We start from the raw sequence: 13,617 nt of genomic DNA, 5'->3' as shown, positions 1-13,617 counted from the left end.
ACCTACGTTACTTTAGGCATATTTTTCTGTTGCTGCTGTATTTTTTTTATCTGAAATTATCCCTTCCCGAATTATTGATGTCTTCACCGGGGCATTACCCCATCCATTCGGGTTAATTGAAATTTTATCGCCAAGAAATCTTCCATAGGACCTATTTTTGTTTTTACTTAGGAATGTTTTTTTATCTGCCTGGATCTCATGTGATCGATGTATCAGCCTTGCTCCATTCGCCTCTACATGTCCGCTCAAAGTGGTTGTTGCTCTCCACCATAGGTCGGTATCTTCAAAGCCCCAGCCTACAAAACTTTCGTCTATCCCTTTATTCTCCACTAACCACGAATAGGGTAAGGCAACATAGCCGCCTACCGCCCACATGTTTCTTGCCGATCTTGATTGTCTAACAAGTTCATTAAAATTATGCCAGCTTCCTTCGTACCTGGGGTGCACGGCGTTTTTGGACACAAACCTTGGAAAATAGGTAACCGCCTCATGAGTCTCAAGTACCGAGCATGTGTGCAGGAGTAGGTCTGGTGCTAAAATCATATCTACATCCAATTGAATTATATATTCAGCTTCGGGCATATTCCTGACGGCTGTATTGAATGCAAGCCCCTTATTCCAGGGCCCATGATAATCAATATCTAGGTAGGAGACGCCAAATCTTCGGGCCGTCCAGGCCATAGAACAACTGGACCAGGTATCACTCCCGAGATTGGCTATGGCTACCCATTTCGGATTAATTGATTGGGCCGCAATAGATTGAAGGCAATGTTCCAGATTCTCGGTACGATTGCGATTTGTAATGACGATTCCGAATTTCGAATTCCAGGATTTAGATAACATAGCTTCTGTTACAATATCAACTGGCCGAACCCGGGGAATAGACTTCTTTTTTCTCTCCGTAAGTGAGATTAAAGACTTTTTTAAGTCTATTTGCTGTATGGCATCTATGGCCCGCTGCGAAGCTCCGCCATCTGTGGCTTTATACACTTCCTGAATGGCTTTATTTCTCTTGTACCTTGTTTCGGGACTGTCCTCAAGGGCACTGTAAATCGTCTCAATCAGATCATTTGGTGAGTCGCATTGCAGGCCGACATTAGCTTGCTCCCAGAACCGAGCATGACCTTCATGCAAAGGAGTTTTGCGATACCAGGGTGCATTGAGTAGTACTACGGGACGGTTAGTCGAAGCAAATTCATATATAGTCGACGAAGCGTCGCAAACATAGACATCAGCTTGTTCCAGAATTCTCTCGAATGAATACTCAAAAGGAATTCCAATTTGGTCAAAGACTTGGGCAAGGGAACTTGCCCATCTAGGATGTCCATGACCTATGACATTAAAATGAGAAGAAAGCTCAGATAATATGTTGCGATAAAAAGGCAATGCAGAGCGCATTTCCTGTACGGGACCTGAATCAAAATGAAAACTAACTGCCACGGTAGGCGGATTGGCTTTCTTTTTGTTCCAGCCCAGCTCCATTAATTTATGCCATTCATCCATTTTTGGACAACCTATTGCAACAGCCTCTGACCACGGACAGGCTTCTTTCTGAATGTTTGCACTGCGTTGAGACGGAGACAGAAACAAAACGACATGCTCCCGAGAAACCGTACTTCCCGGGTAATAGGGGAAATCTCCAGTAAATCTAAAACCTACGCCATGTTCCAGAAAAACTTGGGGTCTGCCTGCAAAACTGCTCAGGCATAAATCGTTGTAGCCAGCCACAACGATTACACTATTTCTCTCACGGAGCACTTTCAGCAAAAAACCCTCTTTTCCATAGGTACGCACATGCATTCCCTTTTTTGTACCATAGTCACGCAAGGCCCTGGTTGTAAAGAAGATTCCGCGCATTGAAAGCGGAAACTCCTTAAATATTGGAGCTAAATGATCTATAAAATGTGTCGTTGTGGCTAAAAAATCTACTCGCATGGTTTATTAATAAGTAAAGAATCCGATTCTTTTAATTGGAAACTAATATCAAAAAACACAAGTAGTGGTTAAGATCAAAAACTTTTTGTAAAGAAGTATGGGCAATTAATACAATAAATATAAGGCCTTTTATTCAGTTAAATTGACCTTAATTTACCATTAATTATTTTTGGGAATGACAATTTAGGATCAATAGATAATGAACATGGCAAACTTTATATTGTTACCATTCATGTAATTATAATCGGATGAATTATTTCTGTAATTTCAGTATTCAATTTGATTTGAAGTTGCTCGTTACATTTTTAAAAGCTCAATAAATAATGGAAGCTAAACGGAATGAAAAATCACAAAACTTGGGCATAGCCCTACTGTTGGAGCACATTCAGCTAAAGCTGACTTTTGTTGCTACGTGCCATGCACTCCCGCCCCAAAAGAAATGTCCTCCAACGACCCGCTAAACCAAATTACAGCCCTTAGCTGCCCATCAAGGGAAAACCAAGCACGGGGCAAACAATCCAAACCTCGTGGTGCACCAACAGGGGCTAAAAGTAATTTGGCCCCGATATTTTTGTTCCCAATACCGCAAAATCGACAAGATACGGCCGACAGGCGGCCTCCTTGACAGCCCGTCAAGTGCGATACACCCCACACCAAGGACACCTTCGCACATGACAGTCGAACGATTTTGCTATATTTCCACAAAAATCCCGGAACTACGTTTAGCGGGTCGTTAGCTACAAGTAAACAAAAATGAACATAGATGAACTTGCCATAAAAGAACAGCACCTTTATTCTAGTGTGATAGAGCTTGAGGGAACTATTGAAGAAAAGTCTGATAAAGTTGTCTATTTCGGAATATCTAAAGAGTATCGAGAAATCCATCAGGAATACTCAAGATTAGCAAAAAGTGACTTAGAAGCACTGAAGAGAGGATTGTTTCTTACATGGTATTCAATAGCCGAGCCAACTTGGTTAACCGGAATTACAGACCTTCATGAGGAATCTGAAGAAAGAATAATCAAGGTTCTAGATAGAAGACTTAAAAGAGATATTACTGATTATGAACTTGATTGGATGTTAGATTACTACTCGGGTTGGGATTACGTATTTGAAAGGTTTACTGATTTCAAAAACTTTCAAAACAGATTAAAAAGTAAATCAAAAAATGAACTGCCTAACGAAATAGACAGAATGAAAATGGAACAAAGAGGGCAAATGGGAGTTTATTGGAATTCACTGACAAGATTTAATAAAGAAACCAGTAGCTAACAATATATAAACGGCATTAAAACGACCGTTTATATGGAACGTTGAAAGTTCAAATAAAGGATCTTAATGGCTTACGTAATCAATCATAGTCCTTAACGAATGGCAATAATATACACTCAAGACTAATGATTGTGAGACACCAAACAACAACAAAAAAGATCGCGTTTTTTGAAACTATTCTGGTTGGTGCTGTTTATATAACTCTTTCGAACATCGCAGTTGCAAAGGATATTTTCGGAGCAACAAAATGGTTCAACGGATTCTCTGAAATTGAATCAAATGTAGCGGGCGGCTTTACAACAGGTGCTATCACCCAAATTATCTTAGTCATTGTATTGGTTTCAATACCATATTTTACTGATGTTCGTAAGTCGATCTCTACACTGTTCCAGCCTGCTACAACCAGAGGTTGGAGGATTGCGTTAATCATTCTCTTTATTGAAGTGATTGTTCTTTATTTAGGATGGATAAAAGAATTTGACAAGCTTTTTGATACTAGCATCTTTGGTATATCCATGTCTATAATTCCCTCTTTTGATGGTATTACACAGGAAATCATATTTCGTGGATATATAATCCTTAGATTGGCCAGATCTGGAGTTTCCCAAACAGGACAAATTATTGTTTCGGGATTACTATTTGCCTCAATTCACATATCCTATGCTGCAGCTCCAGGCCAAGATTTAATTACCATGATAACCGCTTCCCTGATTCCTATGGCAGGTACGTTTGGTCTAGGAGCCGCTTGGGCTTTTGCTTTTCAACAAAGTGAATATAAATTAATGCCCGTAGTGGTATCTCATATATTGGTAATAGCTTTAGTTCAACCGTGGTTAGCTTATACTTATGCAATTGGATAACAATCTCAATGATGGCCAACTTCTAATACCATGTGGAATTAAGTAACTTTACTTCATCGGGAAACCCCCGCTGAATTTACACCGTAACTAATTGTACACAAACCGTTACAAAAGTTCAAATAAACGATGAGCAACATACAGGACATGAACAATCGGATTAAGCAGAACCGAGAACAACGTCCTTCGAAAAGAGCCAAATTCAAAGAAAATAATCGGGAAGGAATCTACTCATCCGAAAAGATTACTGAAAAATTAAGCTTCACAATTTTATCTAAAAAAGAATTAAAAAAGTTAAAGCAACAGATACAAGAAAAAGCGAAAGCAAATAGAAGAAAAGAAAGAATTCTGCTCGGAATAATATTTGTTTTTGGACTTGCCATTCTTCTTGTTACATTGGTATTGTTGAAATAATTAAAAGTTCAAATAAACGATTGAAAAAAACTATAAATGCCAATATATCCTCCTCGCAACGAACCCACAAAGAAAGTTGAGATTCTTGACCGGAAAATCAAAGAACTGAAACGATATATTGTTGGTGACTTTTCTAAAGAAAAAATTTTGAATGCAGTTGAAAAAGTAAGAATTGCACATCTGAATGTTCTTAAAGCTAGGTTAACTCTAAATAGTCCATATAAAAAAGAAGACGACACTAAAGACCTTCAACTATTAAGGGAAAAGATTCAAAAGGATATGGCCAACTGGGAGGAAATTGAAGCGAATAAAATCATCGACTATTACAAATAAAGTTCAAATAAAGGATTTAAAGGATGATCTACAACTTACAAAAACAAAAGAAAGAGAATTGGAATATTTTGTCGAGCCTGGGGTCACGGTATTTGTCAACCAAAATAAAATTAGGGTTGATCGTAATTGCGTTTGGGCTGTTTTTTTCATGTAAAGAAGCTGCTCAACAGCGCGAAAATGTCGAGATAAAACCGAATATCATTATGGTAATGGTAGATCAAATGCGCTTTGACAGATTTGGTTCCATGGGAGATACGATTGTCAAGACCCCGAATATTGATGCTTTGTTACAGGAGGGTATGCTCTTCAAAAATGCGTATTGCCCGTCTCCCGTATGTGCTCCTTCCAGAGCATCTGTAAAAACCGGAATATTCCCACCCGGAAACGGCATGGTGACCAATTGGGTGCCATTTAAAGAAAAGGTGGCCGGCACAAACAGTATTAATGAGTACCTCCTTACAGAGCGACTCAAATTGCAAGGATATAATACCGGCCTGGTCGGAAAGCTTCACTTTGTTCCTACGGACAATAAATTTGGATTTGAATTTAAGGCACTCAACGATGCACCTTACTCCGTCTACGCTAATGATGATAAAAATTCGGACTATGTTAAATGGTTAAAAGAAACTCATTTTAAACATACTGAAAAGGATATCATAGAAATTTTTGACAGGGATGAAAACTATTATCCGGACAGTATATATAAATTTATCATGGGAAGTGGTTGGAGAACAAGAGAACAACATGATATTCCGTGGACGGCTCAAGAGTCAATGAACTTTATCGAAAGTAGTGATCCAGAAGAACCATTTTTTTTGTTTACCTCTTTTTTTGGTCCGCATCAACCATATCTGGCTCCTTCGCCTTGGGATGAAATGTACGATCCAGATGATATGGTGCTTGGACCAAGATTTTATAGCGAAATGGAAAATAGTCCCATATTTAAAATGAGCCCATTTGGTAAATTATCAAAGAAGCTACGCGCCTCGTGGGATGAACGCAAATATAAAGAAGTACTCGCGGCCTATTATGGGCAAATTACTATGATAGATCACTATTTAGGAAAAATGTTTGATCAGTTAAAAGAGAAGGGCATATGGGAAAACACTTGGATAGTTTTTTTAGCGGATCATGGTGATTTTAATACTGCCTACGGCACCTTTTTTAAAGGTGAGATGTACGATGTAAGTGCGAAAATTCCATTGGTCATAAAACCTGTGGCTGGGTATGGGAAGAAGGGGGCATATGCGGAATTGGTGAATTCTATTGATGTTTACGGTACCCTTTTGGATATTGCAGGGGATAAAGATTGGGCAAACCTTCCAGAAATGGAATCAAGAAGCCTCCTTCCGATAATTCAGGAAGACAAGACCGCTTTCGAATGGGAAAACAAGGTGTATTCCATTATTGGGGAAGATCCTGAAAAAAACCTATGTATGTTACGATCGGGCTCCTTGAAAATAATCCGTAAAGCTATGTCGGACAATAAGGCAATTTATGAACTTTACGATTTTGACAAGGACCCTCTTGAAACCCAAAACGTATTTGGTGATACCGTCTATACGGAAGTTCAGGAAAAACTAAAGACCGATATTGATACTTGGTGGAAAAAACAAGCCGAAAGGTATCCGAATGAAATAGACAAATCTTTTCAAACCCATTAGATTTAGCAATTGAGAATAGATTTTGAAAATTGGTGCGTCAGTTTTTTGAAAAGCCCCATAAAACACCATTATAGGTATATTTATAGTTGGAAAAGTTCAAATAAGCGATGAAATCAGAAGAGAAAATCGAATATCTATTAGACAAAATAGAGAGAATACTTGAACGGATTCAAGTTCTTGAAAACCCAATAGATGAATACAAAATTGAAAGCTGTCATTATAGGATGCTATTAACCCAACGGGATTTATATAAATATCTGTTGGGTGATACTGGATATGAATTTGAAGAATACTATAACAGAATTGGCAATTATCGGGATAGCCTGGATAAAAACTAAAGTTCAATAAAACGATTGATTGCAATTGAAAAAAGCGAGTCTATATCAATATAAAATGATAAGAATAAAATTTACATTGTTGATTTTAGCCACATCAATTATAATTAGCTGCGCATCGGAACAAGACCCTATGACAAATGCAGAAAAGTATATAGCCGAGAAATATAATGCTGAATGGGCCGATATAATTATATGTCAAATCGAAACGAAAAAAAACGGAAAGGTGACTGGTCTTAGAGAATATATTGGTGTACAAATACTAAACTCAACAGATATTAATAGAATCTTGGTGGAAAAAGAATACGCAAGGAAAAGAATGACAAGTGTTGCTAGTTTTGTTCTGGATTCAGTTGACTTAGGTGAAATCCCTTTTGTGCCAAAGGAGATTGAAGTTGAATATTTAAAAGAAGAAGGGTTTATTTTCACGAACGAGACTAACCAGACTATGGTTTTTGAATTAGAAAAAACGTAAAAATCGGCTTACAACAGAGAACTAAATCAAAGTTCAAATAAACGATGAACCTTTAAGCTAAGGGGACGAACCAATGACCACGCCCCAAGGATTTCTTCCAACCTGAATCTTTTTTATTATCTGGAAATTTTTAGTGTCCAGTATGGTAATGTCATTGGATGGACCGTTGGCGGAGATCAAAAAATTCTTATTTGAAGTTAATGCAATTCCCCAGGGTCTTTTACCAACTATCGCTTCTTGAAGAAGTTTTTTGTCTTTGATATTGTAGGAGACCACTTTTTGTCCCCTTCCCGTAGCAACAAATAATTTATTGCTTTTGACATCAAGGGCCAATCCCATTGGTAATTGACCTTTCTCAAGTTGAATCTTTTCAGTAGGGATGTTATTGGATAAATCTAAAATTGATACTGAATGATTAAACTCATTTGAAATATAGACAAGGTTGTTATCTGGATGAAAACAAATATCCCGGGGTCTATTGCCCACAGCCAGATTATTGATCACTTCCAGAGTTGCTATATCAATAACGGAAACACTCGCATCAGCCTCGTTGGTAACAAGTGCCAACCTTTGGTCTGGACTTATTTTAACACCTTCCGGCTCTCCACCGACAGTTAGTTGCTTTAAAATTTCACCTTTATTAAGATCTAGGACACTTGCCTTGCCAATATCTTCGTTGGAAACAAACAAAAGTGCCCCATCTTTGGTAATATCAAATTGTTCCGGGTCCGACCCTCCTTCAATTATCCTGATTATCTTCTTTTGTTCCAGGTCAATTTCCGCAATACCGTCCGCAGATTTATCTTCAATTTGGCTTTCGCACTCTTCATCAGGCATCCAAGGGGGACATTTTGGAGATCCACTTAAGGCCACATAGAGCTTTTTCCCATCTGGTGATAATCTTATTCCCCTGGGACGTTTTCCAACACTGATGGAATCAACAACTTGTAGAGAATTTAGATCTACAATACTGACCGTTCCGGAATCCTCATTGCTCACATAAGCAATTCCTTTGGGGACATTACTCTCTGTGCACGCAGAAATTAGTACAACCAATCCGAATAAAAAATGAAATAACTTTGGCATCCTAACAATTATAAATTACTCTGGCTCGATCATCACAAGCCATCCAGAGGTCGTGGAGATATAAATACGATTATTGGCAATTACAGGTTCATTCCTAACCATTGACCCTCGTTCAATGGCCAAGTTCTTCAAAATGATAGGGTCTTTTACAATACTATATCCGTTGGCCACACAATCGGCAACTGAAAATGCCGGATTGCTGCATTGGGAGTTTGCTGTGCTGTAGACCGAAGGGTCGGCAATAGCGATTAAGTTACCCTGTCTTGTGCCAACATATGTGATTCCATTTGAAATAGATGGCGGCCCCAATTGATAACTACTTGTGCTAGTCCCGGGAATGTCTTTGAGCCATCGTACATTTCCGAAACAAGCATTTACGGAATGAAGTCGGCCAAATCCAAGATTGACATTATCCGTGACTTCTTCTCCACCGGTCATGGTGACATAATTGTTACGTTGCGCTGCTCCGGGAACAAGATATCTGATATCACCATGATTTGTGCCGTCACCGGGAGAAAAGAAATTGGTGGTCGCTGGGTCAAAAGTCCCTGTAGGGGGAAATTGCCACCTTACCGGAGCGGTTCCAGGCCTTCCCGAACCCGCATCTACCCCATAGGCCCAGCCATCCTTCATTGTAGACAAAACAACTTCTCCGCAAGATGTGTTCGTGACTATAGCTCCAGCCGCCCAATCTGGATCTCCATCCATCGGATATGGTACTGGTTGTAATTTCCATATCATATCCCCAGTATTTTCATTTACGCGTACCAGGCTAAGTCCATGATTGGGAGAGGGCTCTCCACTTTGACTGCCTATACGGGTATTCCCAGTGGTAAAATACACTCCGCCGGAATATCCTCCTGTGGGTGAATTCCAAACTCCTCCTCCACGTCCATCGGCGGTCTTTTCATCCCCGCCTACGCCTTCCCATTGAAACCCTCCTACTAAATTACCGGTGCTTAAGCTTACCGCACGCACTTTTCCTCTTTGTATTGGGTTATCGCAATGGTTAGAAATACCTACATAAACCCTGTCATTATAGACCAAGGGAGAAGAATAACCAATTTGTTCATGTAATTCTGAAAAACTCCCAGGATTGGACCCATCTAAAACCGCAACTTCATCTGAATCCCAGACCAAATTACCATTTGTAATATCCAAGGCGAAAAGCCTGCCAGATCCCAGACCAGCACCAATACTTTGGTCAGGTGCTCCAAAAATAACAACTTCCAATTCATTGTCTACCAAACCTATAGCAGCGGTTGATGCGATACCTTCACTAGAGGGATTACACGTGTATGTTGATGTCAACGTTCCACCGCCTGGTGGGTATTCCCAGAGCACTGTCCCCAGATCGTCTGTTAAACAGTACACTTTACCATTGGATCCGCCGATAATAACTTTGCCTTTATATACAATGGGAGAAGCTGTAAATCCCTCTGGCATTGAACCTGGGGTCCACTCCGCTTTGACCGTTAAGGTTTTGATGTCATTCGGGTCTGCCAAATTGGGAGCGTTGGGCTGCCAGGCATTACGTGCGGCATTCTGTCTAAAAGTGGGCCAATCTCCTCCACAGGCCGTACTGTTTCTCCCAATATTGCAATCAACGTCAATTTGAATTGCGGTAGAACTAATACAATTTCCTAATTTCTGAACCACAACAAGAGTTTCCCCTTGTACCAAAATTTTATTTAAGTTAATTATTGTTGGTCCTGAATGACCTATCTCCTGACCTCCTGAAAACACTAAAATCTGTGCTCCAGGATGATACTCGTAAACTTCTACGAAAGATTGCCCAGGTAATGGCGGATAAATTTTAGGTGCGGTGAGAGATGAACATGGTTCTGGATTGATGGTTCCAGGTGGTGAGGAATCGCAGAGTTCCTGAATAACAGAATACGTTTTACTATCATCAATTGGCGGATTTACGCCAACTTGCTGTCCCCCACCCGGGGTTGGTTGACCTCCAACCTTTGTTCCACTTTCCTCAATAGTTAGAACAGTCCCGTTCATTAATTCACTTGGGCTACCGCCAGGGCCCCAGAACACAACAATTTCTGCACCTGCAATTGGGGTTGGATCCAATGTTGGCGTTGGCGGAGTGCCTGGGTCTGGTTGTACTTCTTCTTTTGGTGTTGAAGGGTCACTATCATCACCACAAAGGGTTTGATCTAGATATATTCTGGCGTCCTTAACTAAACTTGGAACATAAACGTATCCAAAATCTTTCTGGGTTGCAATTATTGTAGGGGGATCAAACCCTCCTGCTCCATCGGGATTTTCGGCATATACCCTTACTGTAGCTCCAGGCACATAATCGGCAAGGCCTATGGCCCTGCCACATTCCAATAGGGGAACACGACTTATTCTTGGCATGGGAAGCCCATCGGGATAATCGTCCAAATAACTAGTGACAACCGCCATATTGGATGGGTCACTGGTCCCTGCTTCAAAACTTTGAGTTACATAAACCTCTTGGCCTAAATTAAACTCAAACCCAACATCGATTGGTTGCCCTCCCACTATTGTTCCTTGTTGGGAAGTAACGGGAGCTCCATCAACAAAAACTTCCAAAATAGCGTTATAAACAAAGTCCTTGACCACTACAGTGGAAGCACACTCATAAATTGGTTTTTGTAAAGTAGGAGGTGAGACAAATTCCCTGTTCGGATTTATGTCTGGAGTCGGAACTTCATTGGGGTCTGGTTCTCGTACCTCCGACATCCGGTCATCACCACGACATCCAATAATGGTAAAAACCCAAACAAACGACATAAGTATTTTGACAGCAGTCACACTTCTAGGAAGTAACTTTAAAATGGCGGGTGTGCGTAGCATAGTGAGGTTTTTAGTTTGACATTATTTAAGAAATAGCACAGCCCTTAGTTTGACGGGTTTGATTCCTTTGCTATTGTCCACAATTATTTGCTCTCCTTCTGGTATTGCTATGGTAGCTCCAAGGCCTTTATCAAGACGGTTGTTATTAACAACCAGGTCATTACCACCGGAGACCACCTGAATTTGTACGGCTCCGGGGAGTATGATGCCCTCAGTAATTCTTCCGGGGCCAATGTTAAAATCGATAAACCGGATAATAGGCGCATTGTCAGTACCGATTATTTGGATTTCTTTTGCAAATAGATTTTTGGCGATTTCTGAATAACTATAAGGCACTTTTTGCTCGTTTACTATTGCAGATCTTTCTTGGTTCATTTCAAGAAACTCCTTTCCCAACAAGTAAGTTCTGATTATTGCGGAATCATCGGAAGTGTTAATTTGTAAAGGGCCATTCCCTGGAACAACCCAAAATTCGTTAACATCTCTTTTTATGGTTTTGTTATTCTCCAAGGTTGTAAGTTCTCCACCCCGCAGCTGAATTATCAATAGGCCTTCAAATGGAAAATCAATCTCAGGTAAGCGCTGCCCACCATCTATAATAAATTCTTCTACAAGCAGTGGGACATCTTGGGTTCCCGCATTTTGGTTAAATCTTAGCTGTCCGTTAAAAAGTGCTGTTCTGACGAAATCCACTTTTCTTTGTTCTTGCTGTGCATGACAGTTTGCAAAAACCAATGCTAGGATTATAACAAGATTCCTTTTTCTAAGCATGACCTTAAGACTTAATTAATTATTTGATATTCGCACGTTGCTCCGACGATTAACTTGACATTCAGATGGATAGGTAAAATTTAAGTGAACCAGATCAAAGTGCCAATTCTAAAAAAATAGCAAATTTTCTGTAGTATCTTGGATGAAACTGTATAAATTGTAAGATTTTATGTGTGAATTGAGCTGTATTTATCTATTCCTAAGGACTTAAATGATATGACGATGAGGGGGATATTCAATTTGATTCTTTTTGCGGGCAACTCAAAATGCACTAAAATATATGTGCGGAAGAGCTATTTAAATCAGTTAGGTGATATTCATACAGGGAATGAAAAGAGAACAATGCATAAAATACTCATTGCGAGCAAAAGCTCGCAACGCCATTTACGCGAGACCGTTGTCAAAGTTCAAATAAACGATGAAAAATAAAGATGCTTGGGATATAGGTGTAACTGATAGAAAGAGTTTTGAAGAATTCATTAATTTACTTCTAACAGATTTTAAAAAGAATAAAAGCAACTGGGAAAACAATAGGCTTGAATTATTTTTAGAAGCAATGTCAGCATATACCAGAGATCTAGACGGATATTATAAGAATATGGAACCTGACCAGAATGCAGATTTCCCGACATGGAAGGTATTTGCAGATATAATGCGTGGTGCAGTTGTTTATGAATAAAGCAAGGTTCAAATAGAGGATTCCATAATTATAAATTGGTGCAAATAATCACTATATTACACCATAATTTATGTTTATGGAAACAGTCAGAAAATCAATCACCTTCACCGGACAACAAGATGATTGGATAAAATTGAGGGTCCAAAAAGGCGACTTTACCAACGACAGTGAATACATTAGGGACTTGGTCAGAAAGGACCAAGAAGCCAATCAAAAGTTACTTGATTTGAAAAATGCCATTGACGAAGGTCTCGAGAGCGGTCCAGGCTCTTTGAAAATCGCCGACATCATAAGAAAAGTGGATAGTGGGGAGTTATAACCTATCGACAAGGGCCCAATTTGATTTGGTAGGCATCTACAAATATGGTAAGAAGATGTTCGGCCAGGAACAAGCTTCCGGTTATCTGTATGAATTGGAAACAATATTGGAGGAGTTAGCTGACCGTCCAGAACTGGCAAGAGATGCTTCTTTCATTGCCCATGCACTTAAACATTATAGATATCGAGCTCATGTGGTCTTTTACCAAATAGATGACAAGAATCAAATCTATGTGGTTCGGATTTTGGGGAAACGAATGAACTTCATTGAACATCTTTAAAGTTCAAATAAACGATTGCATGTGGTTCAATTATGAAAAATTAAGAAAGATGATTTGGAAGCACCACAAGGATAGTATTCCAATTTAGATTGGTATGGTACTACTTGTACTTTTAGTTTTACTGATGTATTATATTGATACATCGTTCTAGAAATCGATGTAATAACAAAAAGTTCAGTATATAAACAAGTTAGATGTAATTGGGAAAATTAATATGAGCAAGCAAAAAATGATTAAAAGACTAAAGAGTTATTATCCTATGGAAAGATTTCATGCTTTTGTAACTTTCCCAGCGATATTAGTTTATCTAATCCTTAATAACTCATTTGTAGATATATTTTTTCTATTGTATGGAATTT

15 protein-coding genes are annotated in these 13,617 nt (G+C 39.3%); 11 read left to right on the top strand and 4 right to left on the bottom strand.

Annotated elements, in window-relative coordinates; genetic code table 11:
• Positions 1-12: 12 nt before the first annotated feature.
• The gene (locus tag IAG46_RS16170; RefSeq protein ID WP_190811441.1) at positions 13-1,935 is read right to left on the bottom strand and encodes a CDP-glycerol glycerophosphotransferase family protein; all 1,923 of its coding nucleotides are present in this window, start codon (positions 1,933-1,935) and stop codon (positions 13-15) included.
• Positions 1,936-2,374: 439 nt separating this feature from the next.
• Between IAG46_RS16170 and IAG46_RS16165 the strand changes: the two genes are divergently transcribed.
• The 8 genes from IAG46_RS16165 (at position 2,375) to IAG46_RS16130 (ending at position 7,285) form a co-directional block, all read left to right on the top strand.
• A complete protein-coding gene (locus IAG46_RS16165) occupies positions 2,375-2,560 on the top strand; it encodes a hypothetical protein (RefSeq protein WP_190811440.1) in 186 nt (61 codons plus the stop codon).
• 128 nt (positions 2,561-2,688) lie between these two features.
• Complete coding sequence (locus IAG46_RS16160; RefSeq protein ID WP_190811439.1) at positions 2,689-3,207, top strand: hypothetical protein; 519 nt, start codon at positions 2,689-2,691, stop codon at positions 3,205-3,207.
• 131 nt (positions 3,208-3,338) lie between these two features.
• The gene (locus IAG46_RS17870; RefSeq protein WP_190811438.1) at positions 3,339-4,067 is read left to right on the top strand and encodes a CPBP family intramembrane glutamic endopeptidase; all 729 of its coding nucleotides are present in this window, start codon (positions 3,339-3,341) and stop codon (positions 4,065-4,067) included.
• Positions 4,068-4,193: 126 nt separating this feature from the next.
• On the top strand, positions 4,194-4,478 hold the full coding sequence (locus tag IAG46_RS16150) for a hypothetical protein (RefSeq protein WP_190811437.1): 285 nt from the start codon (positions 4,194-4,196) through the stop codon (positions 4,476-4,478).
• A 36-nt stretch (positions 4,479-4,514) separates the two neighbouring features.
• The gene (locus IAG46_RS16145) at positions 4,515-4,811 is read left to right on the top strand and encodes a hypothetical protein (protein WP_190811436.1); all 297 of its coding nucleotides are present in this window, start codon (positions 4,515-4,517) and stop codon (positions 4,809-4,811) included.
• Between the two features lie 116 nt (positions 4,812-4,927).
• Positions 4,928-6,475, top strand: a complete 1,548-nt coding sequence (locus IAG46_RS16140) for a sulfatase (protein WP_223826736.1) — start codon at positions 4,928-4,930, stop codon at positions 6,473-6,475.
• Between the two features lie 107 nt (positions 6,476-6,582).
• On the top strand, positions 6,583-6,813 hold the full coding sequence (locus tag IAG46_RS16135; protein ID WP_190811434.1) for a hypothetical protein: 231 nt from the start codon (positions 6,583-6,585) through the stop codon (positions 6,811-6,813).
• A gap of 55 nt (positions 6,814-6,868) precedes the next feature.
• Entirely contained in the window at positions 6,869-7,285 is a 417-nt protein-coding gene (locus IAG46_RS16130; protein ID WP_190811433.1) for a hypothetical protein, read from the top strand.
• Positions 7,286-7,342: 57 nt separating this feature from the next.
• Here IAG46_RS16130 and IAG46_RS16125 read toward each other — a convergent pair whose 3' ends face one another.
• Genes IAG46_RS16125 through IAG46_RS16115 form a run of 3 tightly spaced genes read right to left on the bottom strand, consistent with a single transcriptional unit; the run spans position 7,343 to position 11,980 of the window.
• Positions 7,343-8,371: a beta-propeller fold lactonase family protein gene (locus tag IAG46_RS16125; RefSeq protein ID WP_190811432.1), complete on the bottom strand. Its 1,029-nt coding sequence runs from the start codon at positions 8,369-8,371 to the stop codon at positions 7,343-7,345.
• A gap of 15 nt (positions 8,372-8,386) precedes the next feature.
• Entirely contained in the window at positions 8,387-11,209 is a 2,823-nt protein-coding gene (locus tag IAG46_RS16120; RefSeq protein WP_190811431.1) for a PQQ-binding-like beta-propeller repeat protein, read from the bottom strand.
• Between the two features lie 21 nt (positions 11,210-11,230).
• The gene (locus IAG46_RS16115; RefSeq protein ID WP_190811430.1) at positions 11,231-11,980 is read right to left on the bottom strand and encodes a hypothetical protein; all 750 of its coding nucleotides are present in this window, start codon (positions 11,978-11,980) and stop codon (positions 11,231-11,233) included.
• A gap of 418 nt (positions 11,981-12,398) precedes the next feature.
• On the opposite strand from IAG46_RS16115, the gene IAG46_RS16110 reads away from it, so the two are divergent.
• From IAG46_RS16110 to IAG46_RS16100, 3 genes are all read left to right on the top strand, one after another.
• On the top strand, positions 12,399-12,659 hold the full coding sequence (locus tag IAG46_RS16110; protein ID WP_190811429.1) for a hypothetical protein: 261 nt from the start codon (positions 12,399-12,401) through the stop codon (positions 12,657-12,659).
• A 76-nt stretch (positions 12,660-12,735) separates the two neighbouring features.
• Complete coding sequence (locus IAG46_RS16105) at positions 12,736-12,978, top strand: type II toxin-antitoxin system ParD family antitoxin (RefSeq protein ID WP_190811428.1); 243 nt, start codon at positions 12,736-12,738, stop codon at positions 12,976-12,978.
• Positions 12,965-13,258 (top strand): type II toxin-antitoxin system RelE/ParE family toxin, encoded by a 294-nt coding sequence (locus IAG46_RS16100; protein WP_190811427.1) that lies wholly within the window; start codon positions 12,965-12,967, stop codon positions 13,256-13,258. Before IAG46_RS16105 ends, IAG46_RS16100 begins: the two co-directional genes overlap by 14 nt.
• The last annotated feature ends 359 nt before the right edge of the window (positions 13,259-13,617 follow it).

The organism is Flagellimonas sp. S3867, assembly GCF_014698935.1.
GTDB lineage: Bacteria > Bacteroidota > Bacteroidia > Flavobacteriales > Flavobacteriaceae > Flagellimonas.
The sequence above is the reverse complement of the archived record's forward strand: the minus strand, read 5'-3'. Positions and strand labels throughout refer to the sequence as shown.